Source organism: Streptomyces sp. NBC_00271 (assembly GCF_036178845.1).
Taxonomy (GTDB): domain Bacteria; phylum Actinomycetota; class Actinomycetes; order Streptomycetales; family Streptomycetaceae; genus Streptomyces.
Genome location: NZ_CP108070.1, coordinates 1,026,345 through 1,052,937, shown reverse-complemented (window position 1 = coordinate 1,052,937; position 26,593 = coordinate 1,026,345). Strand labels below are relative to the sequence as shown.

At 68.6% G+C, this 26,593-nt stretch carries 20 protein-coding genes and 2 pseudogenes; 12 read left to right on the top strand and 10 right to left on the bottom strand.

Translation table 11 applies throughout. The annotated features are described in order from the left end of the window. Window positions 1-13: 13 nt before the first annotated feature. Window positions 14-466 (top strand): organic hydroperoxide resistance protein, encoded by a 453-nt coding sequence (locus tag OG798_RS05200; RefSeq protein ID WP_121417569.1) that lies wholly within the window; start codon window positions 14-16, stop codon window positions 464-466. A gap of 98 nt (window positions 467-564) precedes the next feature. Here the strand turns inward: OG798_RS05200 and OG798_RS05195 are convergent, their stop codons facing one another. Further along, complete coding sequence (locus OG798_RS05195) at window positions 565-1,158, bottom strand: TetR/AcrR family transcriptional regulator (RefSeq protein ID WP_183127586.1); 594 nt, start codon at window positions 1,156-1,158, stop codon at window positions 565-567. Between the two features lie 147 nt (window positions 1,159-1,305). Between OG798_RS05195 and OG798_RS05190 the strand changes: the two are divergent. From OG798_RS05190 to OG798_RS05180, 3 genes and pseudogenes are all read left to right on the top strand, one after another. Then, window positions 1,306-2,042 (top strand): annotated as a pseudogene (locus OG798_RS05190) (SDR family NAD(P)-dependent oxidoreductase). Window positions 2,043-2,111: 69 nt separating this feature from the next. Beyond that, window positions 2,112-2,833 (top strand): annotated as a pseudogene (locus tag OG798_RS05185) (SDR family oxidoreductase). 604 nt (window positions 2,834-3,437) lie between these two features. Beyond that, the gene (locus tag OG798_RS05180) at window positions 3,438-4,604 is read left to right on the top strand and encodes an MBL fold metallo-hydrolase (protein ID WP_097226998.1); all 1,167 of its coding nucleotides are present in this window, start codon (window positions 3,438-3,440) and stop codon (window positions 4,602-4,604) included. A gap of 195 nt (window positions 4,605-4,799) precedes the next feature. Here OG798_RS05180 and OG798_RS56445 read toward each other — a convergent pair whose 3' ends face one another. Continuing rightward, a complete protein-coding gene (locus OG798_RS56445) occupies window positions 4,800-5,555 on the bottom strand; it encodes a GbsR/MarR family transcriptional regulator (RefSeq protein WP_413253507.1) in 756 nt (251 codons plus the stop codon). Window positions 5,556-5,793: 238 nt separating this feature from the next. Between OG798_RS56445 and OG798_RS05165 the strand changes: the two genes are divergently transcribed. Together OG798_RS05165 and OG798_RS05160 are read left to right on the top strand one after the other, a co-directional pair. Continuing rightward, window positions 5,794-6,459, top strand: a complete 666-nt coding sequence (locus OG798_RS05165) for a DUF4097 family beta strand repeat-containing protein (RefSeq protein ID WP_328756427.1) — start codon at window positions 5,794-5,796, stop codon at window positions 6,457-6,459. Window positions 6,460-6,512: 53 nt separating this feature from the next. Next, a complete protein-coding gene (locus tag OG798_RS05160) occupies window positions 6,513-7,334 on the top strand; it encodes an alpha/beta fold hydrolase (protein ID WP_121417574.1) in 822 nt (273 codons plus the stop codon). 146 nt (window positions 7,335-7,480) lie between these two features. On the opposite strand, the gene OG798_RS05155 is transcribed toward OG798_RS05160, so the two are convergent. The 3 genes from OG798_RS05155 to OG798_RS56440 form a co-directional block, all read right to left on the bottom strand. After that, complete coding sequence (locus OG798_RS05155; protein ID WP_328756426.1) at window positions 7,481-9,178, bottom strand: multicopper oxidase family protein; 1,698 nt, start codon at window positions 9,176-9,178, stop codon at window positions 7,481-7,483. 780 nt (window positions 9,179-9,958) lie between these two features. Beyond that, complete coding sequence (locus OG798_RS05150; protein ID WP_328756425.1) at window positions 9,959-12,871, bottom strand: AfsR/SARP family transcriptional regulator; 2,913 nt, start codon at window positions 12,869-12,871, stop codon at window positions 9,959-9,961. Between the two features lie 9 nt (window positions 12,872-12,880). Continuing rightward, window positions 12,881-13,411, bottom strand: coding sequence for a hypothetical protein (locus tag OG798_RS56440; protein WP_443053711.1), 531 nt, complete (start codon window positions 13,409-13,411; stop codon window positions 12,881-12,883). Window positions 13,412-13,672: 261 nt separating this feature from the next. Here OG798_RS56440 and OG798_RS05140 point away from each other — a divergent pair, with 261 nt between their 5' ends. The 6 genes from OG798_RS05140 (at window position 13,673) to OG798_RS05115 (ending at window position 19,780) form a co-directional block, all read left to right on the top strand. Then, window positions 13,673-14,278, top strand: coding sequence for a hypothetical protein (locus OG798_RS05140; protein WP_121417577.1), 606 nt, complete (start codon window positions 13,673-13,675; stop codon window positions 14,276-14,278). Between the two features lie 116 nt (window positions 14,279-14,394). Next, the gene (locus tag OG798_RS05135) at window positions 14,395-15,609 is read left to right on the top strand and encodes a carbohydrate-binding protein (RefSeq protein ID WP_328756424.1); all 1,215 of its coding nucleotides are present in this window, start codon (window positions 14,395-14,397) and stop codon (window positions 15,607-15,609) included. Window positions 15,610-15,908: 299 nt separating this feature from the next. Next, on the top strand, window positions 15,909-18,002 hold the full coding sequence (locus tag OG798_RS05130; protein WP_328756423.1) for an FUSC family protein: 2,094 nt from the start codon (window positions 15,909-15,911) through the stop codon (window positions 18,000-18,002). Window positions 18,003-18,126: 124 nt separating this feature from the next. Next, entirely contained in the window at window positions 18,127-18,849 is a 723-nt protein-coding gene (nthB, locus tag OG798_RS05125; protein ID WP_328756422.1) for a nitrile hydratase subunit beta, read from the top strand. Then, window positions 18,846-19,445 carry a nitrile hydratase subunit alpha gene (gene nthA / locus OG798_RS05120; protein ID WP_097227008.1) on the top strand — a complete coding sequence of 200 codons (600 nt, stop codon included), beginning with the start codon at window positions 18,846-18,848 and terminating at the stop codon, window positions 19,443-19,445. Before nthB ends, nthA begins: the two co-directional genes overlap by 4 nt. Then, window positions 19,442-19,780, top strand: coding sequence for a nitrile hydratase accessory protein (locus OG798_RS05115; protein WP_121417581.1), 339 nt, complete (start codon window positions 19,442-19,444; stop codon window positions 19,778-19,780). Before nthA ends, OG798_RS05115 begins: the two co-directional genes overlap by 4 nt. 57 nt (window positions 19,781-19,837) lie before the next feature. On the opposite strand, the gene OG798_RS05110 is transcribed toward OG798_RS05115, so the two are convergent. The 5 genes from OG798_RS05110 to OG798_RS05090 form a co-directional block, all read right to left on the bottom strand. Continuing rightward, window positions 19,838-21,403, bottom strand: a complete 1,566-nt coding sequence (locus tag OG798_RS05110; RefSeq protein WP_121417582.1) for a DUF1254 domain-containing protein — start codon at window positions 21,401-21,403, stop codon at window positions 19,838-19,840. A gap of 96 nt (window positions 21,404-21,499) precedes the next feature. After that, the gene (locus OG798_RS05105; protein WP_267063741.1) at window positions 21,500-22,369 is read right to left on the bottom strand and encodes a geranyl diphosphate 2-C-methyltransferase; all 870 of its coding nucleotides are present in this window, start codon (window positions 22,367-22,369) and stop codon (window positions 21,500-21,502) included. Between the two features lie 83 nt (window positions 22,370-22,452). Next, window positions 22,453-23,511: a family 2 encapsulin nanocompartment cargo protein terpene cyclase gene (locus tag OG798_RS05100; RefSeq protein WP_121417583.1), complete on the bottom strand. Its 1,059-nt coding sequence runs from the start codon at window positions 23,509-23,511 to the stop codon at window positions 22,453-22,455. Continuing rightward, window positions 23,508-24,938: a family 2B encapsulin nanocompartment shell protein gene (locus OG798_RS05095; RefSeq protein WP_328756421.1), complete on the bottom strand. Its 1,431-nt coding sequence runs from the start codon at window positions 24,936-24,938 to the stop codon at window positions 23,508-23,510. Before OG798_RS05095 ends, OG798_RS05100 begins: the two co-directional genes overlap by 4 nt. A 212-nt stretch (window positions 24,939-25,150) precedes the next feature. Then, window positions 25,151-26,395, bottom strand: coding sequence for an IS110 family transposase (locus OG798_RS05090; protein ID WP_328756420.1), 1,245 nt, complete (start codon window positions 26,393-26,395; stop codon window positions 25,151-25,153). Between the last annotated feature and the right edge of the window lie 198 nt (window positions 26,396-26,593).

The following is a 26,593-nucleotide window of genomic DNA, read 5'->3' as shown; positions in this document are numbered from 1 at the left end:
AAGGGAGATCGAGATGGCGCGAGTTCTCTACACGGCGGAGGCAACCGTGACCGGCGGCCGCGTAAGCGGCCACGGGCGCACACAGGACGGAGTCCTGGACGTCCAGCTCCGTGTGCCGAAGGAGATGGGCGGCGACGGGGGTGGCACGAACCCCGAACAGCTCTTCGCTGTGGGCTATGCGGCCTGCTTCGAGGGCGCGCTCGGCGTGGTGGGCCGTCGCGAAAGGGTCGAGACCGGCGATGCTTCGATCGAGAGCCGTGTCAGCCTCCTGCCCACCGAGGATCGTGGTTTCGCACTTGCCGTGGAGCTCCACGTGACCCTGCCGCAGATCTCGGATCCCGAGCAGGCAGCGCAGATCGTCGCGGCCGCACATCAGGTGTGTCCCTACTCGAACGCCACCCGGGGCAACATCGACGTCGCCTTGACGGCCAACGGTCACAAGGTCGACTCGGGCGTCGGCGACTGAGTCGGCCCGGCCCGGCTCACTCCCGGCGGGGGAGCGGCTCCTTCTGGGGTGGGCCACCACGACGACAGGTGGGCGCGGTCGCCGTCCGGCGGTCGGTCTCAGTCCGGGATGGCGGCCTCGACCAGGGTCGCGGCCACGATGCGGGCCGCTGTCTCGGCGCTGGGGTCGCGGTCCAGCCAGGCGCTGATCCCGGCGCCGTCATAGAGCAGGACCAGTTGGTGGGCGAGTGACTTCGCGTCCGTGGCGCCTGCCTGCTGGGCGAGGTCGAAGAACAGCTCGTGCAGCCAGGTGCGGTAGTCCTGCGCTGCCTGTTCGACGACACCGCCCTGGGGCGCGTCGGCACTCGCGCTGATGAACGCGCAGCCGCGGAACCCCGGCTCGGTGAACGACAGCCCCTGCACCTCGAACGCGCCGACCAGGCGCTCTTTCGGGGTGTCGTAGCGGGCCTCGAGTTCGCGTGCCATGCGCTCGGCGGTTGCCGCGTGCCGTGCCTGGAGATAGGCGCGGACCAGGCCGTCCTTGCTGCCGAAGGCGCTGTACAGCGTTGCCTTGGCGACTCCGGCGCGCTCGATCACGCGGTCGATCCCGACCGACTGGACTCCCTCGGCGTAGAACAGCTCGTTGGCGGCGGCCAGCAGCCGCGCCCGTGCGGCCACGCTGCGTTCCCGGGGGGACAGCACCTTCTCAGACATGGGTGAATATTAGCAGACAGATCTGTCTGTCTTCAATTGGCCGCCCTTTTCGCGCCCCTCTCCCTTGACGCATCCAGACAGGTCTGTCTAGGTTGGAATTGTTGCCAGACAGACCGGTCTGGATGACATCTTTGGAAGGCGCATCCCATGTCTGAGCGTGAGGACAACCTCGACCTGCAACCCATCACCGCCCTGGTCACCGGGGCCACGTCCGGCATCGGCCGGGCGATCGCCAAGCGGCTCGCCGCCGACGGAATGTCCGTCGTCGTGACCGGCCGCAACGCCCAGCGCGGCGCCGAGACCGTCAACGAGATCACCGCGGACGGCGGCCACGCCCGGTTCGTCGAGGCGGACCTCGAGGACCCGGTCGGCATCGACCGGCTCGCCGCCGAGGCCGGTGAGATCGACGTCCTGGTGCCGGGCACGCGGTCTGGGCACCGACGGAGGAGATGAAGGTCTCCGACTACGACGCGATGTTCGCCGGCAACGTCCGCGCGGCGTTCTTCCTCGTGGCGGCATTCGCCCCCGCGATGGCGGCGAGGGGATCGGGGAACGTGATCAATATCGGCAGCATGGCGGGCAGCCTCGGCCTGGCCACCGGTGCCGCGTACGGCGCGACGAAGGCCGCGCTGGCATCCTTGACGCAAGGCTGGACGGCCGAGTACAGCGGCCGCGGCGTCCGCTTCAACACCGTTGCCCCCGGTCCCGTCTACACCCGGCCTGAGGCCCGCGACCTGTTCGACGCCCTCGGCGAGACCACCGCGATGAAACGCGCGGCCGAGCCCGCCGAGGTCGCCGAGGTCGTCGCCTTCCTCGTCTCGCCGAAGGCCGGCTATGTCACCGGCGCGACGATCGCCGTCGACGGCGGCCGCACCGCCATCTGACCCCGCCCGCTCCTTGTGCGGGGATCGGGCACCAGAGCTGATACGACGCACACATGAAAGGTCACAGCCATGAACAGGCTGGACGGCAAGGTCGCCGTCGTCACCGGCGGCAGTAGCGGTATCGGATTTGCGACCGCGCAACAGTTCGTGGAGGAAGGTGCCTTCGTGTTCATCACCGGGCGGCGCCGGCCCGAACTGGACAAGGCGAAAGACGCGATCGGCAGGAACGTCACGACCGTCCAGGGTGACGTCAGCGTATCCGCCGACCTCGACCGGGGAAGATCGACGTCGTCGTCGCCAATTCGGGTCTGGTCGATCCGCAGATGTTCGGCCGGATCACCGAAGCGAGCTTCGACCGCACCTTCAACGTCAATGCCCGAGGCGCCCTCTTCACCGCCCAGAAGGCCTTGCCCTTGATGAACGACGGCGGTTCGGTCATCCTCGTCGGATCGATCGCGGGCCACATCGGCGTCGAGGGGTACACCACCTACAGCGCCACCAAAGCCGCCTTGCGCTCCTACGCCCGCACCTGGACGAAGGAGCTCAAGGGCCGCGGCATCCGGGTCAACGTCCTCGGTCCCGGCCCGATCGACACCCCGATCATGGACAGCCAGGCGGACTCCGAGGAAGGCGTCGACGCGATCAAGGCGGCCTTCGCATCCGTCATCCCGCTCGGACGCATGGGACGTCCCGAGGAAGTCGCCGCGGCCGCCGTCTTCCTCGCATCCGACGAGAGCAGCTTCTGCGCAGGCATGGAACTGAGCGTCGACGGCGGCATGGCACAAGTCTGAGGCGGGAGCCCGCCGAACGGGGGCTCTCGACCCCGTCCCGTCGCGGCAGGTCAAGCGCCCCGCGACAGGTCCGCCCGGAGGGCGTCGAGCAACTGGTCCAAGTTCCCCAGCTGTTCGGCGCCCATCGCTCCGAAGACCGAGGATCCGCAGTCCGCTCGACCAGTCGCTCCTCGGGGCCGTGTCCGGGTTCTCTCCCGGCTCTCGATGGGTGAGGTACCTCGGCGAATATGACAGGCGAACGGCATCCGCACCCGCCCGGATCGTCACGGTCGCCTCCCGGGCCTCGCGGTCACCTGCTGCTGTCCCGGCTTCAACGCCACCGGCCTGGAGCGTGAGCTCCCCCTCGCCGGTGCCCTGGAAAGGAATCCTCACCGCGCTGGGCAACCGCCCGCCCCGCCCGACGGGAGTGCTCCAGTCGCCGAAGGGCCATGCCCAGAAGATGTAGACACTGGCATCATTGTTGTCGTTGACATCATTGTTTCCAGTGACTACATTCAGGGGCGCAGATCCTGCGGAAACCCCGAGGGCTGTTCGTCGAGGCGGCAGGTCGACTTGCGTCTCGTGTCAGCCTCGGCCCACCCGGCTATCACTACGGAGACCTCTCATGCCTCTGCCGCGCCTCGGGCGGTTGCTTCGCCCCGCCGCCTTCGGCGGCATCCCCACCGGTGCACGACTGGAGCGAATGCAGGCATCTCCTCAGTACGCCGACGGCAGCTTCCGCAACCCGACGGCCACCCTGACCATGGCTTCCGGCTCCGCGCTCGACTTGGCCCGGACGAACGTCCACCGGGCCGATCGCGTCCGTCGAAGGCCGGCCACGGCGATCCCCCTGCACCGACCGGCTCTCACGGAACGCGACGCGGCGCCGGAATCCGGTCTGCGACTGACCTGGACGGGGCACTCCACCGTGCTCACCGAGATCGACGGCGCAAGGGTGCTGTTCGACCCGGTATGGGGCGAGCGTTGTTCACCGGTGGGCTTCGCGGGACCCCGACGACTCCACCCGGTCCCGCTGCCCCTTGAGGACCTCGGCCCCGTGGACGTGGTGGTGATCTCCCACGACCACTACGACCATCTGGACATGCCCACCATTCGCGCCCTCGCCGGCACGGGCGCCCAGTTCGCGGCCCCGCTGGGCGTGGGGGCGCACCTGGAGCGCTGGGGAGTCGCACCCGAACGGATCACGGAACTGGACTGGCACGAGTCGACACAGGTCGCAGGTCTGACACTGACTGCCACACCCGCCCGGCACTTCTGCGGACGAGCCCTGCACCGCCGCACGCTCTGGGCATCCTGGGTGGTGACCGGTCCCAGGCACCAGGTCTTCCACAGTGGGGACACGGGCTACTTTCCCGGCTTCGCCGAAATCGGGGCGGCGCACGGTCCGTTCGACGCGGTGATGATGCAGATCGGCGCCTACAGCGACTTCTGGCCGGACATCCACATGACACCGGAGGAGGGTCTCCGCGCCCATCTCGACCTGGGCGGAGGCGAGCCGCACGGCGTGCTGCTTCCGATCCACTGGGGCACCTTCAACCTGGCCCCGCATCCGTGGGAGGAGCCCGCCGAGCGCACGTACGCGGCCGCTGCTGAAGCAGGTGCTCGGGTTGCCCTGCCCATACCGGGTCAACCCTTCGAACCTGGCGGCGAATTGCCTCAAGCCCCGTGGTGGCGCACGGTGGCAGCGCCCGCATCCGACGCAGCCTCGACCGTCTCCAAGGCCCGCCACCCGGCTGGCGCTCGCCCCGCTCCGGCTCAGCAGCAGCCGTAACTCCGACACGCAACAGGGCCGCGAGCGATGTCTCGCGGCCCTGTATCGACTTGAGTCGCGCGGGCGCTTTGCGCGGAGATTTCCGCGTGCTGTCGCGGACGGCCGCCGTGGTGGAACCTCATATTTCCTCGAGGAGATGTTTCCCCGAGGAGGCAGCCGACTTCGTCTCATGGCTGTGACGCTCGAGAGGGTTGTCTATCCGTGGTCCGGACCTGGTTGGGCGGTGTCGTTCGAGGTGCCTTCGGGTTTGGTGTGGAGGACTTCTCGGGCCTGTTCGGCGGCGCGGGTGATGCTCTCGCTGATGAAGTCGAGGAAGCGGGCGATGTTCTCCAGGCGGGTGGCGGCGGGGGTGTGGGGGCCGAGGACGGCGACGCCTTGGCGTGCGGTTTCGACGAGTTGGTCATTGGCTCGGGCGCTGGCGATCGTCGCCTCGTACCAGGCGTCGTCGTCGACGACGTAGCGGTCGCGGCGGCGTTCGTCGCGTTCCCGGCGGACGAGGCTCTGGCTCTCCAGGAACGCGATCGCTTTGGAGATGGACGCCGGGCTGACCTGGAGGCGCTGGGCGAGCTGGGACGCGGTGAGGCTGCCCGCGTCGGTGGTGAACAGGCAGGTCAGCACTCGGGCCGTCATCTTGGTCAGGCCCGAAGCCATGAGGACGGTGGTGAACGTCTCCTCGTACTCGGCCACGGCCTCGGCGTCACGTCCATGCGGCTGGGCAACGGACTCCGGCCCTCGGGAGGTGGCGGGCCTGCGCCGGTGCGCGCGGCGTTCGGTGGCGCGGTGGGCCAGGTCGGCGCGGTAGGCGGTGGGGCCGCCGTTGCGCATCACCTCACGCGTGATCGTCGAGGTCGGGCGGTCGAGGCGGCGGGCGATCTCGGCGTAGGGGAGGCTGTCGGCCAGCCCCAGCGCGATCTGCTGGCGTTCCTGCTGGGTGAGCCTGCCTCCTGGCATTGCATTCTCCTTGGTGGTCCTTCGCGGCGGTCCCTGATCCCCCCACTGTAGCGTTCACATCACACCCATTGCAATGATCAAGGCAGTCACCGTTGCGTTACCTTCAAGACCGTTGCAACAGTTTCCTGGACTTCACCTGCATAGATGCCGATTCTGCGCAACAAGCTCGTTGCCGGAACATGGAAAGCAACGTAGCGTTTCCGATGTCAGAAACAACGAGCGAGTACAGGAGAACACGATGCAGAAGTTCCACACCCCCGCCCCGATCTCCGCCGTCCTGGACATCCCCGCCGGACGCATCCAGTTCATCGCCGCGGACCGCGCCGACACCACCGTCGAGGTCCTGCCCGCCGACCCCTCCAAGAGCCGCGACACCAAGACCGCCGAGCAGACGGAAGTCACCTACACCGACGGCGTCCTGCGCATCACGACCCCGACCCCCAGCAACCAGCTCTTCGGCCCCTCCGGATCCCTGGAGGTCACCGTCCAGCTGCCCGCCGGCTCCCGAATCGAGGCCAAGACCGCCGGCGCCGAGCTCCGCGTCGTCGGACGCCTCGGCGACATCGCCTTCGACGGCGCGTACCGCCAGATCAAGATCGACGAGGCCGCGCGTGTCCGTCTCACCGCGACCGACGGCGACATCGAGATCGGCCGGCTCGGCGGCTCCGCGGAGATCAGCACCGCACGGGGCGACATCCGCATCACCGAGGCCGCGCGCGGCACGGTCGAACTCCGTACCCAGTCCGGCGACATCTCGGTCGGCGCCGCCGCCGGTGTCTCCGCCACCCTGGACGCCGACACCGCCTACGGCCGCATCAGCAACGCCCTCAAGAACGACGGCACCACCGAACTCGACATCCGAGCCACCACCTCCCGCGGCGACATCACCGCCCGCAGCCTCTGAACGAACCGAACCAGAACCAGATCCCAGAACCAGAACCAGCCAAGGGGGAACACATGACGAAGAACACCACTTCCTCGACCGGTTCGAAGTGGACCGGCATGGTGTCGGTCGACGACACGGCCCTGGCCGTCACCGACACCGGCGGACCCGGCATCCCGGTGGTCTACCTCAATGGCCAGTTCGCCACTCAGGGGTACTGGCGACGGGTCATCGCCGAACTGGGCACAGGGTGGCGGCACATCACCTACGACGAACGGGCCCGCGGCAGATCGAAACGCTCGGCGGACTATTCCTTCGAGGCAGCCGTCCGGGACGTCGATGCCGTTCTCGCGGCCAGGGGCGTGGACCGGGCCCTGGTGGTGGGCTGGTCCTACGGGGCGGTCGTCGGAGCCCACTGGACCAGCCGGAATCCGGAACGTGCCCTGGGTGCGGTCCTGGTCGACGGCGCGTTCCCCTACGACTGGCTCGACGACGCCATGGAACAGCGCATCCGCAAGCTGTTCCGACGGATGGGCTGGTTCCTGCCGCTGCTGCGCCCGACGGGCCTGGCCCCGCGGATGACCGCCGCACAGCAGGCGAACAGCAACATCGAGCTCGGCAGGCTCTCCCGCGAGCGCGAACTGGGCCCCGTACTGGACGACATCACCGTCCCGGTGCGGTACGTCGTCGCTTCGGGGGCGTCCTTCGGAAGCCGCGGTGACGAGCAGGAACGGATCCGCACCGGCCTCGACACGGTGACCGCCCGCAACCCGAACATCCAGATCGGTGCGAAGGTCGCCGGCAACCACGGTGCGATTCTCAAGAAGGACTTCCCGTCCATCGCCGAGGCCGTACGCGAGGTCGCCACCCTCGACCGCACGGGGCGGACGGGGTGAAGCTGTAGCGGCCAGGCACGTTGAGGAGGTCACGGAAGCGCGGGGAGAAGTGCCGGTGAACTTCCCGCACTCCTCGGCCTGTTCCTCAGTAGTGCCGGTCCGGGTCCCTTGGGCGCGGACCGGCACACGCGGGTCGATCGATCCCGTCAGTGGCTGTGGCCGCCACCGCCGTGGCCGCTGTTGTGGTGGTCGCCGTCGGGGCCGACGATCGTCCACGGACGCATCAGGTCGTCGTCTTCGTGTTCGAGGAGGTGGCAGTGGTGGATGTACGTCGCCGGGAGCTCGGCGCCACTGTCCGGAATCGACGCGATCTCGTCCTTCGGCGGGATGAATTCCTGAATGATGATTCTGGTCACCATCTGCGCAGGGGCCTTGACCGTGTCCTTGTAGGACAGCGTTTCGTCCGGGTCCGGCGGAATCGGTGGGCCGGTGAAGTAGTTGGCCAACACCGGGTGGTCCTTTGGTTTGCGGCCACCGTAGATCCACTTGTCGTAATCCTTCTGGTAGGCGGCCGCGTCGATCGGCTGCCTGTTCAGCACCTGGAAGTTGACGAGGTGGACATGCATCGGGTGGGCGTCGTGGTTGGGATTGATGTACTCCCAGATCTCGGTCGAGCCCTCGTTGATGAAGTCCTGCGACGGCTCCATGTATGGCACCGCGTTGAACGTCATCGTCCTGTAGAGCTCGTGCTGGTACACGACCCATTCCCGCCGACGGGTTTGCGGTTTCGGCTTGATGGGTGCGACCGCCTTCAGCCTGAGTTTCTCGGGCGGAGTCGTCCTGTCCCCACCTCCGGACAATTGCTTGGTGACCCGGAATTGCATGATGTCTGCGATTTCCGGTCCGCAGCCGGGGATGCCGGGGAAGTGGACCTGCGTTCCCGGGTAGTTCGTCAATTTGACCTTCGTGCCCGGGCGCACCTGACTGAAGTCGACGATCAGGTCGTACCGCTCGGCTGGACTGATGAGGAAGTCCAGCATTTGCAACGGGGCGCGGAAGCCGCCGTCGGTGCCGATCAGCCAGAACGGCAGTGGGGGCTCAAGAAGTGCGTTTCTGGGGTCTACGTCGAACCTCAGCCGCCAGAAACGCTCGTTCGAAGCGTTGAGAATGCGCAGCCGGTAGCGTCGCGGTTCGACGTCAAGGTAGGGGTATGCCTTCCCGTTGACGACCGGGGTGTCCTCGCCTTCCCTGTCGGTCATCGTGTAGGCGAGCGAGCCGTTCGCGTTGAAGGTCCGGTCCTGCAGGATGAGGGGGACCTCGAATTCGCCTCGCGGCAGCCCGAGCCGCTCGTCGGCGGGGTCACGAATGAGGTAGAGACCGGCAAGGCCCGCATAGACGTTGAGAGCGCTCATCCCCATGGCGTGATCGTGATACCAGAGCATGCACGCATGGTCGTGGTTGGTGTAGCCGTAGATCGCCTCGTTGGGTTTGGCCCGGCTCGGGTCCAGGGTGGTGTAGCCCTCGGCATGGAAGCCCTTCGGGCTGAACGACTGCAGCGGCAGGCCGTCGGACTGGGGTGCTGTGTAACCGCCGTGCTGGTGTACGACGTTCCACACGTTGATGTCATCGGGGAACTGCGGGACGTACTTGTAGGGAGGCGGAGGGATCGGGGCGACGACGGGCTTCTTCTCGCGAATCATGTCGATCACGTGCTGGAACATGTGGGTGGTCGGCAGCTCGTTGCGCCACTTGACGACCGTCGGGTGGTCCACGGTCACGCTGAAGGTCGGCCCGAGATAGCCCATGCCGATCGGACTGTGAGGATCGTGCGGGTTCGTGGCCCAGTAACCCCACGCGGGTGACGGCGCGAGATCCCGGTGGAATTGCCACGAGCCCTGCCGCATCGTGACCTCGTAGTAGTCGGCGCCCGGATAGACGGAAGGATCCGAGATGGCTGTCATCGGTCTGGGCAGCGGGTCGACGAACTTCTCCAGCGGAGGGGTGTTCGGCGTCCCCGCGGGGTCCTCACACCCGGCCGGCGGGTGGTGAGCCGTCGCCGAATACGCCCGCGTTCCCAGAACACCCCGCGGAAGCATGGCCGCAGCCCCCAGGCCACCGGCCATGAGGAATTTCCTTCGCTCAATCATCGTCCCCATCCTTCCGTCGCCTCACGTAGCGCCCAAGGGATACAGGGGCTGGTTCGGAACGTAACTTCAGCACGCCGGTCCGTTTTGATAGGGCCACTCTTTGAGCCGATCTCATCAGCAAATCGGAAGTCATCGGAAGGGGAATCAAACTATTACTGCCAGCCTGCATATGTGTGACATTCTGGAAGCGGTCGGTGGTCCTCGACGCGGGTCGATCGTCATCAACTTCGGCAACCACGGCGACAACCCCAACAAGCTGACCACGATCACCTCGTCGTGGGCCATCCTGTCCGGGTGGGGACAGAACGGCACCACCACCGACCACATGGGCCACATCGCCTTCATCGACGCCAACGACCCGAGCGACTTCAAGTTCCGCTGGGTGCTGCCGGTCATCCCGCTCAACGGCGGCACACCGACACCGCGATTCCCCAACGGGTGCTGTTCTCCGTGCCGTTGTCCTCGATGGACAGCTCACTCAGCTGACCGAAGCGTGCCCCGGGACAGAGGTTCCCGGGGCACGCTTCGCGGCACGCGTCACGCGTCACCGTGCGGTTCGCCGAGTTCATCGAGCCGGGCACGGACCCGCTCGGCGTCGGGGTGGGCCAGTTCGGTGAAAAGGGTGAGGGCGCTGTGCCAGGCGGCGCGGGCGGCCTCGTGGTTGCCTGTCGCACGGTGCGTGTCACCGATACGGACGAGGGTTCCGGCCTCCTCGGCAGGCACGCCCAGGTCCCGGAAGATGGTGAGAGCGTTGCGGTAACTGGTAAGGGCCTGCGGGTGGTCGCCGAGGTTGTGATGGGCGTAGGCGATGCTGTCCCAGGTGGCGGCCTGGCCGATGTGGTCTCCGAGATCGCGCTGAATGGTCAGGGCCTCAAGGCAGTGGCTGAGGGCCTGTTGGTGATCCCCGAGCGTCGCGTGGTCCCAGCCGACCGCGTTGAGGGCGGTTGCCTGCGCGGCCTGCCGGCCGGTGGCGCGGAAGAGGTCCAGGGCCAGCCGGTCGTGCCGGAGGGCACCCGGGAGGTCACCGTGCTGCTCGGCCTCCCAGCCGAGGCTCAGGTGGACGTAGGCCCGTCCGACGTCGTCTCCGAGTTCCGTGAAGAGCTCGAGGACACGGTCGAGGTGGGCACCGGCTTCGTCGCGCAGGCCCAGTCGGCCCGCCACCCGGGCCAGTCCGAGCAGGCCGTGAGCTTCCACGACGGGGTCGGACAGCCGCAGTGCGGCGTCGAGCGCGGTCCGTTGGGCGGCCGCCCAGTCGTGCCAGTGACCCTGCCGGTCGAAGAACCGCTCCAGTGAGGAGACGAGCAGGCAGACGAGGCGGTCCGAACCGGAGCGCGTGGCCGCGTCGATGACGGCGAGCAGCACCGCGTACTCGGCCGCGAGCCAGGCGAGAGCCGACTCGTCGTCGGCGAGTGGTTCGGGGAGGGTCCCCTCGGGGAGAGGCGGGAGCGGCATCGTGTCCACGTACGGTGCGATCAGCCGACCGGCGGCGTGCGCCGTGTACAGATAGTGCTCGAACAGCTGGTTCACGGCTGCCCGGCACTCGGCCTCGCTGTGCTGGGTGTGCGCCAGTTCGGCGGCGTAGGCGCGAAGCAGGTCGTGGAAGGCGTACCGGCCGGGGGCGTGCTCGTTGATGAGGTGCAGGCGGGAGAGCTCGGTCAGCAACAGCCGCGCCTCCCGTTCCGCGAGCCCGGCCAGGGCGGCCGCGGCCGGCGCGGTGAAATCAGGTCCGGGATGCAGTCCGAGCAGTCGGAAGAGGCGGGCGGCGGCGGGCGAGAGGGCGCGGGAGGACCAGGAGAAGACCGCTCCGACATCGGCCGACGTGTCGGCCTCGATGAAGGCGTCGAGACTGCCATGGGCCTCGCGCAGTTCGGCGGCGACGGCCGACAGTGAGAAGTGCGGGTGGGTGGCCGCGCGGGCGGCGACGCAGGCCAGGGCCAGCGGCAGCCCGGCGCACAGTGTGGTGATCTCCGCCGCCGCCTCAGCCTCGGCGGAGACCCGCTCGGCCCCCAGGCGGCGGATGAGGAGTTCCCGTCCCTCGTCGGTGCCGAGCGGACGCAGGGTGAGCGAGTGGGCTCCATGGGCGGCCACCAGACCGGAGAGCTGGTTGCGGCTGGTGACGATCGTGAGGCAGCCGGGCGTGCCGGGCAGCAGCGGCCGTACGTGATCGGAATCCCGCGCGTTGTCCAGCAGGACCAGGAACCGGCGTCCGGCCAGCATGCTGCGGTAGAGCGCGGCCTGGGCGTCCAGACCGTGGGGGACGCGTTCCGGCGGCACCCCCAGCGTGTCCAGAAAACCGCGGACCGCCTCGTCGGGACGCATGACGGCCCCCGATGGGTCGAAGCCCCGCAGATTGACGTAGAGCTGCCCGTCGGGATAGCGGTCCGCGACCCGATGGGCCCAGTGCACGGCGAGCGTGCTCTTGCCGATTCCTGCCATTCCGCCGATGGCACTGATCACCACTGTTTCGGCGGACCGCCCCTCGCTCGACAGCGGTGCGAGGACCTCGGCCAGTTCGGCCCGCCGACCGGTGAACGTCGGTAGATCGAGCGGCAGTTGCGCGGGCACGGGCAGGGAGACCGCTCGCGGACCGACGAGGTCCGAGGCCGCTGGATCGGTGACGGTGCGCGCCTCTGAGACTCTGGGGCCGGCCGCCGAGGATGCCGCGTCCCGCAGCACCGCCTGGTGGGCGTCGCGCAGCTCCGGTCCAGGATCGATGCCCAACTCGTCGGCGAGACGGTTCGACACGGTGAGGTACGTGCTGAGCGCCTCGGGCCGTCGACCGGTGGCCGAAAGAGCGAGAATCAGTCTGGCCATCAGCGGTTCGTCCAACGGGCTGCCGGCAGCGGCCTCTTGGAGCCGGGGGAGGACCACACCCGGCACGTCCGCACGCAGCGCGACATCGGCGGCCTCCTTCACGGTCGCGAGGCGCTCGCCCTCCAGCGAGACGAACGCCGCGTGCGCACGCGCCTCCACGGGGATCCCGTGGGCCGTCGGCCCCTGCCACAGCGACAGCGCCTCGGTGAGCAGATCCACGGCCCGTGCGGGTGCTTCGTCCGAGGCGGCCCGTCGGGCCTCGGCCCGCAGCGCACGGAAGCGCAACAGGTCCAGAGAGTCACTGTCGGCCACCAGCCGGTATCCGCCCGTGTCCCGGAGCAGCCAGTGGCCCGTCGCCCGGGTGGGAAGGCCGGGCTGCAACAGGCGGCGCAGTGCACCGACATGCCGGTGGACCACATTGACCGCGGTGTCCGGCGGACGCCCGCCCCACAGGACGTCGACGATCTCGCTCACGGAGACCGGCTGACCTGCCCGTGCCAACAGCAGTGCCAGCAGCGCCCGTTCCTGCGGACGCCCGAGGTGCAGCTCCGTCCCCGCCCGCCAGACCCGAACCGGTCCAAGTACCGCGAACCGCACCGGATCCGGCGCCACCTCGTGCCCCCTCTGGTCTTCCACCCCCGGCGCTCACCCTACGTCACGCCGCTGGGATGCCCATCTGAAGGACGCCCGGCATACGGCAGTGTCCTGGAGGCCTCCGGCATCAGCCGAGTTCCGCGCCGTGCGTGCCGTCACTCCTCCGTCGGCAGTCGGCATCCGTGCAGTCCCAGCGGCACTCGCACCGGGATCCGTACGCGCGCCACCGGGTTCGCCTCCGGCTCCTGTGCCGCGGCGTCCTGGGTGTCGTACCACTGTCGGCCACTCGGCCCGAACGCGACGTTTCGGAGTTACCGAGTGCCAACCGGGGCCACTGTACGTAGTCGAGCGTCCTCGCCGGGGCGCCCTGACGAGTCGAACGCGTTGACCGTGTGCCGGCAGATCGAAGAAGGCCGGTGCGAGGACGAGCACCAAGCAGCGGCCCGTCAACGCCATGTCGTGGACCATCATGGGTTCGTCGACCCGGGCCACGACGGTGGGACGGCGCCGCACCGTGCCATCGGGTCCGATGATCGACCAGGTCAGCCACGGCGGTTCGAGGCCGTAGCAGAAGACCGCCATCTCGCCGGGGAGCGGGCGAACTGTCCCGGGGGGCTTCTGCAGCGGATGCGGCGGGGTTGGGGCGGTCGCAGCATGAGAGGCAGAGGCCCTCGCCTCAGCGCCCGGCCGGGGGTTTCCTCGCGCTCTCGGTTTCCGACATGGAGGCGCCATCCGCGGAGGTGTCCGATGGGTCGACCCGATGCGAATCGAGGACTCGGAGCGACGGGGAGCGGCGAGTCTCCGCGGTCCGGAATGCCGCCGTCCAGAATGACGCCGTCCGGCATGCCGGCGGCCGATGCGCAGACCGATGTGTCCGGCGGCGAAGCCCTGCGCACCAACAGTGTCTTCCTCGGTTTCGCCCCCTGGATCATCTTCGACGTGGTGGCGAGCCCCAGTACGTGGAAGTACGCCGCACTGGCAGCGCTCATCGCGGCCCTGGTGCTCAATGTGCCCGACCTGCGGCGCGGGAGCTTCAAGATTCTGGAGGCGGCGAGTCTGGTGTTCTTCGCGGTCATCTTCGTACTCGGACTCGCGGTCGACCGCCAGGACCTGATGTGGCTGGAAACCTACGCGCAGACGTTGGCCAACGGGGCGATCGCCGTCGTGGCACTCGGTTCCCTCGCCTTCACACCGTTCACCGAGCAGTACGCACGCGAGTCGGTGCCCCGCCAGTACTGGGACACACCGTTGTTCCGGCGCACCAACAGGATCCTGACGGCGGTGTGGGGCGGGGTGTTCCTGGTCACGGCCCTGCTGGGGCTGCTCGCACTGCAGGTGAAGTCGGGTTCGGACTGGCTCAACTGGGTCATCCCGATCGCCTTGCTGGTCGCAGCGATCCGCTTCACGAAGTGGTACCCGGCACATGTCAGGGCGCAGGCGCGGGGCTGAGGTAAAGCAATCGTATGGTCTAGTCCAAGAGTTATCTGGTCTAGGCCAATCTATTGGCATGGACGCAACACCTACAGGAAGCTGGGGCGACTCTCCCCACCTCCTGGAGGCACGCAGTGAGACGTCTTCGCGCATGTCTGGGCGCGGCAGCCGCCGTTGGACTCGCCGCAGCGGGCACGACCGCACTGGTCGCGGGCAGCGCTTCCGGCGCGACCTCCGCACTCAGCAACCGCTGGTACGCCGCGGCTCCCTACCTGATGCCGCTCGACAACGACCCGCCGGACCCGGCCGCCATCATGGACGCCACCGGCCTCAAGGCGTTCCAGCTCGCCTTCGTCCTCGCCCCCAACGGCGGCGGCTGCAGCCCCACATGGGGCGGTACGGCCGCGGTCTCCTCGGACACCGCCGTGCAGTCGGTCGTCAACACCATCCGTGCCAAGGGCGGCGACGTCTCCGTCTCCATCGGCGGATACGGCGGCACCAAGCTCGGCCAGGTGTGCTCGGACGCGGCTGCCACAGCGGCGGCGTACCAGCAGGTCATCACCAAGTACGGTCTGCACGCCATCGACTTCGACCTGGAAGAGCCGGAGTACGAGAACACGGCGGCCATCAAGAACGAGATCGGCGCCGCGAAGATCCTCCAGCAGAACAACCCCGGACTGTACGTCTCCGTCACCACCGCCGGCACCGCTGACGGCACCGGCTGGTTCGGCAAGCAAATGCTGCTGGAGGCGAAGTCACAGGGTTTCACCCCGAACAACTTCTCCATCATGCCGTTCGACGGCGGCTTCAACGGCGCGGCGTCGCAGACCGGCGCGCTGACCAACTTCAACCAGATCCTGCAGTCCACCTTGGGATGGGACCAGGCGACCGCCTACGCCCACGAGGGCTTCTCCGGGATGAACGGGCGCAGCGACACCGGCGAGTTCTTCACGCAGACCGACTTCCAGACCGTGCTGGACTACGCCACCAGCCACAACATGGACCGCTTCACGTTCTGGTCCCTCAACCGAGACCGTCAGTGCACCCCGGCCGACAACGGCGGCCGGACCTCGGGCACCTGCTCCAGCGTGGCGCAGAACTCCTGGGACTTCGCCAAGTACTCGGTGAAGTTCGCCGGGGCCACGCCGCCCTCCTCGACCCCCACCCCGACGCCGACGCCCACGCCCCCGAGTACCGGGTGCAAGCCGGCCTGGAGCTCCACCGCGGTCTACACCGTCGGCAACGAGGTGTCGTACAACAACCACAACTGGAAGGCCAAGTGGTGGACTCAGAACGAGACCCCCGTCGCCTCCGACTGGGGCGTCTGGCAGGACGAGGGTGCCTGCTGACGATCTGACCGCCTGACGACCTGACCGCTCGAGGTTTGCCGGACCGGTGCGGCGGGGCCCGTGAGGTGCCCCGCCGACCGGGCGCCGCGCGGCCCGGAGCCCGCTGCCTGGTGCGCGCAGGTGCGCCGATCGGGGCCGCCACCACGTGCGCCGGCCCTTCAGAGGGTCGAAAATGGGCAGAGGCCCGGTCGTCGAGGACACGCGGTGTCTGCCGAGAGGAACGTCGCCATGCGCGGACAGCCGCCATTGCCGTCAGGGGCCGTTCGCGGTGCGCGTACCGGCGCGGGCGGCGAGCACGTATGACGCCGGGGCCGGGCGGTGCCGCGATCCTACGCCGGTCGATTCAGGTCACCTGCTCGGCGAGCGTCGGCTTCTACGCGTTCCTCTACGGCCTTCAGCAACCAGTCGCGGCGCTGTACGCACTGTTCACACCGATCTCGCTCGGCCTGCTCTCCACCATTCCCGGGACCGGCCGGCAGCAGGCATGGATCACCCTGCGGACCCTGCCGTTCGCAGTGGCTTTCGTCGCGCTGGGCACGGCACTCGCGGTGAACACGGCGGCCGCAGTGACCGGCATGCTGATCGTCGGATTCCTATTGAGTTTCAGCGTGGTGGCCGGACCTCGTACGGCGGGTCCCGCCCCCGGTCTCCAACTCCTCTACATCCTGGCCTGCTTCCCGCCGTACGCCCCTCAGACGCTGGGCGCCCGGCTGACGGGCGCGGCCGTGGGCGTCGTACTCCTGTGCCTGTGCCAGGTGTTCGTGCTGTCCGGTCCACCTGCCACGAGCTACCGGATCGTGCTTGCCGACGCGCTGGAGACGGCCGCCGCGGCAGCGGCCGATCCGGCCCGCGTCTCCGTCGCGAGGCTGCGTGATCTCAGCGAGGGGCTGCGGCTGTCGCAGGTTTCCCCGGGTGAGCGCCCGACCGGCCCGGGGCGCCGGGACCGGGCCCTGGCACAGGCGGGAGCCGCGGTCCGGCGGGTCGTGGACCAGCTGGCGTCGCGGAGCGCGACGTCCGTGCCCCCTGGCGCGGCACCGCGCACGGATCCATCGGCCGCCGCGCTCCGCGAACGCGTCGCGCGGACGTGCGAGGACATGGGGGCGGCCCTGCGTGCCGGTGAGCGTCCACCGACGGCCGACGCGCTCGACAGGGCGATCCGGCAGTTCCAGGCGGAACGGATCCGCCGTGCGGCCGACCCGGGGGAATCGGGTGTGGACACCGACGTCCTGCGGCGACAGGCGACGGAGCTGACACTGGCCGAGTCGACATGGATCGCGGTGACAGCCGTGGGCGTCTCTGTCGCCGGGCGCAGAACCTCACCCCTGCGGCCCAGCGAACTCTTCTGGTACGCCGACCTGCCCACGACGCAGCTGTGGGCGCGTCGCATCATGGGCAACGCGACGCATCGCTCGGTGTGGTTCCAGAACGCCGTACGAGTCGCGTGCGGCCTCGCCCTCGCCCGTCTTGTCGCGGGCACCCTCGACCTCGCGCACGGATTCTGGGTCCTCCTCGCGGTCCTCACGCTGGGGCGTACCACGATCGGCGCCACCTGGCGGGCCGTGCGCCAGGCCATGATCGGCAACCTGGTGGGGGCTGTCGCGGCAGGTGCGCTGCTCATCGCCCTCGGCCGGCACCTGGACGCCTACGCCGTCCTGCTCGTGCCGGGCATGCTCATCGCCTTCGCTCTGGGCCCGCGGCTCGGAGTCGCCTACGCACAGGGGCTGTTCACGCTGGTGGTCTCCCTGGCCTTCGCCCAGATCACCCCGACCAACTGGCGAATGTCGGAAGCCCGCATCGTCGATGTCGTCACCGGCAGTGTCATCGGCCTTCTGTGTGGGCTGCTCGCCTGGCCGGCGGGGGCGCGGAGAGAGGTTCACCGCACCATGGCGGGCCTGCTGCGCTCGTGCGGGACGTTGGTACCCGCCACCGTCGAGGCGCTGCTGGCCCCGTCGGCGGCCGCTCCGTCTCCGCCCGCGACGTTGCCGACGCTGCGGCATCTGCGCCTGGCGGAGGCCGCCTATGCGCAGTTCCGCAGCGAGCCACCCACCGCCTGGGAGGGCGCCCAGGCCGACTGGCACGGGGTGCTCATCGTGGCGTACCACACGGTGCTCGGTGCCCAGCGGCTACCTTGCTTCGAAACGCCCCTGACCGATGTGCCGCCGGACGCGCGCGCATGGGTCCGCGGGACGGCCGCCGAGCTGACGACGGACGCCGACCGCATTGCCACGTACTTCACCACCGACGAACGCCCCGCGCCCGGCCGGAGTCCCCCTGGCCCACCGCTGCCGGAGCACCACTCGGCCCTGCCCACACTCATCGATCTCGAAGTGTGGTTGACCGACATCGACCACCAGCTCGCCCGCATCGAAGACTCCGTCCGGCCCAAGACCTGAGCGCGACGGGCTCAGGAGGGTCACCCCTCGCGCGGAGGGGTTTTCCGGACCGCGGCGCAGAAGGTGCCGGTCGCATAGGATTCGAGTATCTGGTCCGTTATGCGGCTATTTGAGGAGTCGCGTCATGGAGGGCATCGCTGACATGGGGGGCACCTCGGGATGGGGCCCCGCGCGTCCGCCCAGGGCCGATGAACCGGTCTTCGCGGAGCCCTGGCAGGGCCGGGCCGCCGCGCTGACGATCCTGGCCACTCGGGTGTCCGGTCGGAATGTGGACGCTTTCCGGCACGCGCAGGAACGCCTGGACCGAGCCGCCTACCTCGATGAGGGCTACTTCGGCCGCTGGCTCAACGCCGCCGAACTGATGCTCACCGAGGGCGCCATCCTCGCCCCCGGCGAGATCGACGCCCGGGCCCGCGACCTGCGCGGCGAACACGTCGAAAATCCCTCCGTCTCCGTCTCCGTCTCCGTCTCCGTCGCCGTCCCCGAATCCGCCCGGCCCGACGTCGGCCCGCCCACCGCGGCGATCGCCGTCTGGCGGTCCGCTCCCGGTTCGCTGCGCACCATCGACGCCGCCCCCGCCTTCGCCGTCGGCCAACGGGTCCGCGCCAAGAACATCTCGCCACCCTGGCACACCCGCCTGCCCGGCTACGTCCGGGGACACGCCGGCGTCGTCGAGGTCATCCAGCCCGCCGCCGTCTTCCCCGACACCCACGCGCACTTCCTGGGCGAGAACCCCCAACACGTCTACTCCGTACGGTTCGACTCGCACGAACTGTGGGGCGAGGGCGCCGACTCCTTCGCCGTCACTGTGGATCTGTTCGAGAACTACCTGGAGACCACCTCATGACGACCTCCAGCGAATCTGGCGAGACCCCTTCCGCGGCCCTGCGCACCGAGGCACTCGAACAGCTGCTCACCGAACGCGGTCTGATCGACCCCGAGATCGTTGATGCGTTCATCACCAACTACGAGACCAACGTGGGTCCGCTCAATGGCGCCAAGGTGGTCGCCAAGGCCTGGACCGACCCCGAGTACCGCCGACGGCTCCTGGCGGACGGCACCTCCGCCATCAAGGAACTCGGCTTCGGCGGCCCCCAGGGCGAGCACATCGTCGTCGTCGAGAACACTCCCACGACCCACAACGTCGTCGTCTGCACGCTGTGCTCCTGCTACCCCTGGCCCGTGCTCGGCCTTCCGCCGAGCTGGTACAAGGACCCCGTCTACCGTGCGCGCGTGGTCAAGGAACCCCGCACCGTCCTCTCCGAGATGGGCCTCGACCTCGGCGACGACGTTCAGATCACCGTGCGGGACTCCACGAGTGAGGTTCGCTGGCTCGTCCTGCCCGAGCGGCCCGCCGGCACCGAGCACCTGACCGAGGAGGAGCTCGTCCCGCTCATCACCCGGGACGCCATGGTCGGCGTGGCGAAGGTGGCAGCCGCGTGACCGCCCCCCTCGACGTCGACGGGGCCGCGGCCCCACCCCGCGCCAACGGGGAACTCGTCTTCTCCGAACCCTGGGAGAGCCGCGCCTTCGGCATGGCTGTCACTCTCTACGAGGCAGGCGCCTTCACCTGGCCCCAGTTCCGGCGCGCACTCATCGCCCGCATCGCCGCGTGGGAGAACGCACGCGACCAGGACCGGCCGTGGAGCTACTACCACCATTGGCTCGCCGCGCTGGAAGACGTACTGGACGAGCAGGGAACCGTCTCCTGCGACGAAGTCGCCACTCGTGCACTCACCCTGGCCCAACGCCCGGCCGGTCACGACCACCACCACTGAGAGGGGCCCCGTGCACGAGTCCGTGGGCCGCCGCGCGCGGCCTGCGGACCCGTCAGGTCACTCGACGCGGGTGAGCGGAGGGCATTCCCATACCGCGTCCACGACCTCGCGGTGCGGACGGTACATGCGCAGGATCACGAACCAGGTGCCGTTTTCGGGTGTGGGCAGCCAGTTGAACTCACGATCGTCTCCCGGTGATGTGGACTGCAGATGGAGGGTCAGACCGCCGTCAGGGTCCATGACGAGCCCGGTCGTGCGGTCCCCGACCGAGTAGCGGTCGGCCGGGTTGGGGATCAGGTTCATGTCGTCGCCGTACGCGGACAGGGACCAGAAGGCATCGACGGGCGGCATCGCGCCCGCGCCGAAGCGCAGCGTGTACCGGCCGGACGACAGCTTGTTGCCGTCCGCGTCGTCGTAGTTGAGCAGATAGACCGCCTCGTCGGGATCGTTGGCCATGATGCCCGCCAACGACTGGTCGGCGGCACGCTTGACGAAGTCGTCGCCGAAGCGGCCCATCTGCGGTGGCGGATAGCGCCACCCGTTCACCACATGTGCCCACTCACCGCTGAGCATCTGCTGTTTGAGCATCGGCATGCCGACAGCCGCGGCCCTGATGAGGTTCTGTTTGACCGCCTCAGGCTGCGCCTCGACGTCGAGACCGGGACCGATGCCGACCTCGGCGAACTGCTTGAGCAGGATCGCGTGGTGCGCCGGTGGCGGGTTCTCTGCCAGCATGGCGTTGAGCGTCTTCCAGGGGCCGAGGGGATCCTGCGCGGGGTCCACCGGCGCCGGCACCTCATGGCTCGCCGGGAGCAGCGCCGGGTCGACCGGCCCGCCGCCCCTGTCGAAGAAGCTGAGCGGAGTGAGCCGGTACTGGGCCTGGAGCGTCTGTACGTTCGGCACGTCGCCCTCGCCGTCGACCAGCGTCCTGCCGAGGATCAGGATCCACGGGCTCGGCGCGGTCGCGACACGGCGCACACCATCGGGAAGCTTCCCGCTCCAGTCCGGACCGACGATCGCGAAGTGGCCGGCCTCGGATCCCGTGGAGCGCTGGCCTATGTAGTCGAAGTTGTCGGAGGTGATGCCCATCAGCTCGAAGGCGAAGTAGCGATCGCCCATGTCCGGATGCGAGAGAATGACCGGCTCGTTGTGCAGGTTCACCCACGCGGTCGAGTACAGGGTGTCGTTGTTCGGACAACCGCCGTCCCGGTACGAGGCGTCCAGCAGTCGCTGCGCATGCCAGAAGTGATTCACCGCGGCGTACGGCACCGTCGCCGGGTCACGCGGCTGGGTCACCCACTGGTGGCGCAGCCGGGCGTTGTAGATGTACGGAAAACCGTAGATGAATGCCTGCTCACCCAACGCGTAGGCGTACTCCCCACGCCAGTCACGCACTCGTCCGGTCAGGAGGGGTGTCACCGCCTGCCGTACCAGTGGCAACGCCTGAGGCAGCTGCCGCAACCGTTCCACCACGGCCTGGGGGTGCCGTACGGCATCCGCCGCGGCCCGACCGGCCGCGCCCGCGGCGTCGGCTGCCCGGTTGATGGTGGCCGTGACGCCTGCGGCATCCTCGTGCGTCCGCCGAAGCGGACGGTGATGTGTGGGATGTGTGGCTTCGGACATGATTATGTCCTCCCCGTTGTGAACACCTCGTGGGAAGCCTCTGCACCACTTCTCACCATAGGTCGCATCCTGAGGAGCGCCAACGCGGCGGAGATGTCAGACGCGGTCAGCCGCGATGAGCAGGTACTGGAAGCTGCCGTTCCCGTAGGCGCTCAGGAACGTTTCCTCGATGCCGGTGATCAGGTGGTCGGCCTGCTTGCGGAGTTCCCAGTAGGGGATGGTGTCGGCGGTCAGGTCCTGGACGTGGACGGGTACGAGGCGGTTGCGGGCCATGGCGCGGAAGTACTCCGACCGTGGGTGGATGTCGCAGATGTAGTGGGCGTTGATGAGAGACACCTCCCGGGAGGCCCGCCCGTAGGCGTCGTTGTAGCAGCCGGTGATCGTCACGTAGCGTCCGCCGCGGCGCAGCAGCCGTGCGTGCTCGGCGAACAGCAGGTCGAGTTCCACGTACATGGTGGACTCGTTGTTCCAGGAAGCCGCATACGCGCCGGAGGGCAAGCCGGTGTCGAGCATGTTCCGGTGGTGGTAGCGGACCTTGTCGTCGATGTTCCGACTGCGGGCCTGGGCATTGGCGAAGTCGGCCTGTTTCCTCGAGATCGTGACGCCGTCGGTGTGGCATCCGTACCGCAGATGGGCCACCACACTTCCGCCGCCGCGCCCGCAGCCTGCGTCGAAGACGCGGTCGGCGCGGGCGAGGGGGCCGAGACGGGAGGCGAGGAGGTCGGCCTGTGCCTGTTCCAGACGGTGCAGTTCGGCGGTGATCCGGTCACGGCGCACGGCAGCGCCGTCCCCGTCCCTGTCCCGGCCTGCGTCGAGTACCGACCAGTCGACGTCCCCGATGCCGTAGTGGTGGTGGTAGAGGTCGTCGATCTTTCCGAGTTCGAGGTTGACCGGGTTCTCCTCGGCGTCCCAGTAGTCCGCGACGCGGGTCTGGTACGTCGACTGGCAGGTGGCCTGGGTCGGCATCGGTGCTGCCGCGGTACCGGCATCGGTGATGGGCAAAGGTGACTCCTTGTGGCGCGGTGGACGACGGGCCGGACGGCAGGGCGTTACCAGTAGTTCGGGAGGTGGTAGCGGTGGGTGTTGGTGGCGTGCCATTCGTGGTTGCCGGACACCCAGGCGGCCAGGCCCCTGGCGTAGCGCTCGACGAGAGGCGAGGTGGCGGACAGGGCCGCCGCCTCCTCCTCGAACGCCTCCATGACCTGGTTGTGGATCTCGACGGCCTTCAGGAAGGCGGCCTTCAGCCCGCACCGTTCGTTCGCGGCGATGACCTGAGGCAGATTGAGGTGGCTGGGATCGTTGGCCAGTTCCTTGGTGAAGGAGTACAGGTCGTTGACGATCGTGGTGGCGTTGCCCGCGAGCGCGGTGATCCGCTGGATCTCGGGCCGGACGTAGAGAGCCTCGGGCAGCTCGTAGCCGTCCACGGCGTCGACGATCGACAGGCAGGGGCGGAAGTTGTTGAACTGCCGCATCATCAGGTACTCCCATACCGGTGGCACGTACCGGATTTCGGCCCAGGCGGCCTCACCGAGATAGCCCAGATGCAGCCGGGCGAGATCGTGCACCAGCCGGTCGGTCTGGCTGGGGGTGGCGAAGACGGCGTAGTCCTTGAGGGCCCCGTGGTACGAGCGCAGCGGCCCGTCGGCCTGTACGCCGCGCCGCCACCGCGCTTCCAGTTCGGGAGTGGAGTGGAAAGGGTCGAGCGCGGACTGGGCCCTGATCAGCCTGCCGCCGAGGCCGCGCGATGAGCCGCCTCTGTCCTCGTCCTCCTCGCAGTAGCAGTTGTCGACGAGGTTCTCGGCCAGCAGGAGCTTGCCGGCCGCGGTGAGGCGTTCGAGATCCGCCGCGCCCGGATGCTGGAGTACGACGGCCCGGCCGAACTGGAACCCCGCGAAGTCCCCCGTCCACGACTTGGGGAACGCGTCGAGCCGACGGACCCAGGCCTCCAGCCTGCGGTCCACCTCCGCCGCCTTCCCCGGGTCCGCGGGGGCGGCGGGCCGGTGGCGCAGCCCGGGGATCGCCCCGCTCCGCCGTGCTTGCGTGACGGGGACGAGGCGGGGCGGCCCGGGCAGTCGCGGCGGCGATCCGGACGCCGATGGTGTGCTCATTCCGCGGTCCGCCCGACCTGGACGTTCTCCAGGATCCCCGCGGCGTCGGGTACGAGGATGGCCATCGCGTAGTAGGCGGTCACCAGGTAGCTCATGATCGCGGTGCTGTCGATGCCCATGAACCGTACGTTCAGACCGGGCTCGTACTCCTCCGGAATGCCCGTCTGGTGCAGGCCGACGACCCCTTGGTCCTTCTCTCCCGTGCGCAGCGCGATGATGCTGCTGGTGTGCTGGGGACTGATCGGGATCTTGCTGCACGGAAAGAGCGGAACGCCGCGCCACGCCGGTACTTCATGACCGTCGAGGTTGACGGTGCCGGGCACCAGCCCGCGCCGGTTGCACTGCCGGAAGAAGGCCGCTATCGCCTTCGGGTGGGCCAGGAACAGCCGGGTCTTGCGGCGCATCGACAGCAGTTCGTCGAGATCGTCGGGCGTGGGGGGACCGGCGAAGGTGCTGACACGCTGGCCGTAGTCGACGTTGTGCAGCAGACCGAACTCGCGGTTGTTGACCAGCTCCCACTCCTGGCGCTCGCGGATCTCCTCGATGGTCAGGCGGAGTTGCTGCTCGGTCTGGTTCATCGGATGGTTGTAGAGGTCGGCGACCCTGGTGTGGACGCGCAGGACGGTCTGGGTCAGGGACAGCTCGTATTCGCGCGGGGCGAGGTCGTAGTCGACGAAGCCGCCGGCGAGGACCGGTTCGCCCACGTGCCCGGCCTGCACGGGTACGTCGGCCTCGCCCTTGCGGTTCATGGGCTTGCTCTGCTGCTGCGCGAAGGCGTCCAACTGGGCGGCGAGCGACGGGGTACGCTCCACGAACGCCAGGAGCGTGTCCCAGTTGAGTGCCAGCACCACGCCCGGAGTCTCGGCCCGAACCGAGCTGAACCACAGCGGGTCGGCCTGGCCGATGGCCTCGTCCCCCATTCCGTCGCCGTCCGTGATGACTCCGGTGACTTCCTGCTCGCCGTACTTGCCGGTGGTGTAGCGGGTGAACCGGCCGTGGACGACGAGATAGGCCTCGGTGACGGGTTGCCCGGCGTCGAAGAGGACCTGGCCCGTACGCACCTCACGCACCCTGAACCGTGAGGAGATCTCCCGCAGGGCCGCGGTGTCGGAGTAGCCGCGCAGGGCGGGCAGCTCGGTCAGTGTCTCGGGAATGACCCTGATGTCGTCCGCGCCGTTCTGCTCGAACTGCACCCGGCCCCGGCCGACGCGGAGTTGGAGCCGCCGGTTCACCCGGTAGGCGCCGCCCTTGACGTCCACCCAAGGCAGCATCTTGAGCAGCCATCGCGAGGTGATGGCCTGCATCTGAGGTTCGGACTTGGTGGTGGTGGCCAGCTGACGTGCCGCGTCGGTACTGAGACTGGTGGACCGTGGTCCGTCGGCGGTGGGCCCGGCGGCGCCTCCTGGGGAGCTTTCCGGGACTGTCACATGTCCTCCCGATACGTGAGCGGGCGTGGGTGGATACGCACGGACATCAGCGAACAAAGCGGGGCGTCGACGCCGTACGCCTTGGGCAAGGGCTCCTGCTGCCCGGCCATGGACGACGTCTGACGCGTAAATAGATCCTGGTCAGGATGGGTGTGGGCAGGGCTGAGTGCCCGGTGGTCGCGGTGGGTCGCCGGGTGTCTGGGGCTGCCGGGTCAGGCGGGGTTCTCCCTCGGGTTGAGGGTGACGGTGTAGCCGAGCTGGTTGAGCTGGTTGACCGCGCGGCGGGTGGCGCGTTCGGGGTCGCGTTGGGTGAAGTAGGTGCCGCCGAGTTCCTGGTAGGGCACGTTGTCGGTGAGCATGTGCCAGAGCGCGGTGATGATCGAGTGCTCGACGGCGACCAGCGCTCTGAGGGGGCCGCGGCGGGCGGTCAGGCGCTTGTAACGGGCCTGCAGATAGGTGTCTTTGGTTCTGACCGCGCCGAACGCGGCGAGGCCGAGGGCGCCCTTCAGGTAGGGGTTGCCGGGCCGGACTTTGGTGCTTTTGGTGCGGCCGGCGGACTCGTGGTGGCCGGGGCAGACCCCGGCCCAGGACGCGAGGTGTTTGGCGGTGGCGAAGCGGTTCATGTCGCCGCCGGTCTCCGCGATGATCACTTCGGCGACGGCCCGGTTGATCCCGGGGATGGTGTCGAGCAGGTCGAGGGCGCCACGAAAGGGTGCCATCGCCTCCTCGATGCGTCCGGTGAGCTGGTCGATCATCGTGGTGAGCTGGTCGTAGTGGTCCAGATGCAGGCGGGCCAGGAACGCGTGGTGTTCGCGGAAGCGTCCGGTCAGGGCCTCGGTGAGTTCGGGGATTTTGTTGCGGAGCCTGCGTTTTGCCAGGTCCGCGAGGACCTGCGGGTCACCTTCGCCGCGGATGAGGGCTTCGAGCATGGCCCGGCCGGAGACGCCCATGATGTCGGAGGCGACTGCGGAGAGTTTGATGCCGGTGTCCTCCAGCAGCTTTTCCAGCCGCTGGACCGCCCGGCCGCGTTCACGGGTGGCGGTGGTCCGGGCGCGGGTGAGGTCCCGTAGTTCGCGGACCGGCTCGGGCGGCACGAAGGAGGGCCTCACCAGGCCGTGGGCGCCGAGCTGGGCGAGCCACGCCGCGTCCGAGACGTCCGTCTTGCGGCCGGGCAGGTTCTTGACCTGCCGCGCGTTGACGCGGATCACGTTCAACTCGCAGGCCAGCACGTAGTAGAACGGTTTCCAGTAGTCCGAGGTCGCCTCGATCACCACCAGCGTCACCCGTGCGGCGAGCAGATGATCCCGCAGGGCGAGGACCGCGTTCGTCGTCGATCCCCACGTCGTGGTCTCGGTCGTGAAGGACCCCCGCCGCTTCGTACTCGGGGTGCGGACGCACGCCTTGGCGTCCTTCTTGCTGATGTCGAGGCCCACGCAGCGTTCGTGCAGCACGTCCATGACCTTGCTCCCTCCCTGGCGACGGACCTGTCGTATGCCGTTCCGGGAGGGCCAGGGTGAATCAGGAATTCTGACGCACGTGCTTCGCAGCAACACTCCACGGTTCCCGTGGACGGCCCCCAGCACCACGCTGACCTGCGAGCTCACCAGCATCACAGAAGTATCGGTTTCGGCCGGAACGAACCCCTCCAGCGTCTC

Excerpts from the sequence above, each read along its gene's own strand:
- OG798_RS05200 (WP_121417569.1), top strand. The coding sequence starts at position 14 with ATGGCGCGAGTTCTCTACACGGCGGAGGCAACCGTGACCGGCGGCCGC.
- OG798_RS05195 (WP_183127586.1), bottom strand. The coding sequence starts at position 1,158 with ATGTCTGAGAAGGTGCTGTCCCCCCGGGAACGCAGCGTGGCCGCACGG.
- OG798_RS05180 (WP_097226998.1), top strand. The coding sequence starts at position 3,438 with ATGCCTCTGCCGCGCCTCGGGCGGTTGCTTCGCCCCGCCGCCTTCGGC.
- OG798_RS56445 (WP_413253507.1), bottom strand. The coding sequence starts at position 5,555 with ATGCCAGGAGGCAGGCTCACCCAGCAGGAACGCCAGCAGATCGCGCTG.
- OG798_RS05165 (WP_328756427.1), top strand. The coding sequence starts at position 5,794 with ATGCAGAAGTTCCACACCCCCGCCCCGATCTCCGCCGTCCTGGACATC.
- OG798_RS05160 (WP_121417574.1), top strand. The coding sequence starts at position 6,513 with ATGACGAAGAACACCACTTCCTCGACCGGTTCGAAGTGGACCGGCATG.
- OG798_RS05155 (WP_328756426.1), bottom strand. The coding sequence starts at position 9,178 with ATGCGGCAGGGCTCGTGGCAATTCCACCGGGATCTCGCGCCGTCACCC.
- OG798_RS56440 (WP_443053711.1), bottom strand. The coding sequence starts at position 13,411 with ATGGCGGTCTTCTGCTACGGCCTCGAACCGCCGTGGCTGACCTGGTCG.
- OG798_RS05140 (WP_121417577.1), top strand. The coding sequence starts at position 13,673 with ATGCCGGCGGCCGATGCGCAGACCGATGTGTCCGGCGGCGAAGCCCTG.
- OG798_RS05130 (WP_328756423.1), top strand. The coding sequence starts at position 15,909 with ATGACGCCGGGGCCGGGCGGTGCCGCGATCCTACGCCGGTCGATTCAG.
- nthB (WP_328756422.1), top strand. The coding sequence starts at position 18,127 with ATGGAGGGCATCGCTGACATGGGGGGCACCTCGGGATGGGGCCCCGCG.
- nthA (WP_097227008.1), top strand. The coding sequence starts at position 18,846 with ATGACGACCTCCAGCGAATCTGGCGAGACCCCTTCCGCGGCCCTGCGC.
- OG798_RS05110 (WP_121417582.1), bottom strand. The coding sequence starts at position 21,403 with ATGTCCGAAGCCACACATCCCACACATCACCGTCCGCTTCGGCGGACG.
- OG798_RS05105 (WP_267063741.1), bottom strand. The coding sequence starts at position 22,369 with ATGCCGACCCAGGCCACCTGCCAGTCGACGTACCAGACCCGCGTCGCG.
- OG798_RS05100 (WP_121417583.1), bottom strand. The coding sequence starts at position 23,511 with ATGAGCACACCATCGGCGTCCGGATCGCCGCCGCGACTGCCCGGGCCG.
- OG798_RS05090 (WP_328756420.1), bottom strand. The coding sequence starts at position 26,395 with ATGGACGTGCTGCACGAACGCTGCGTGGGCCTCGACATCAGCAAGAAG.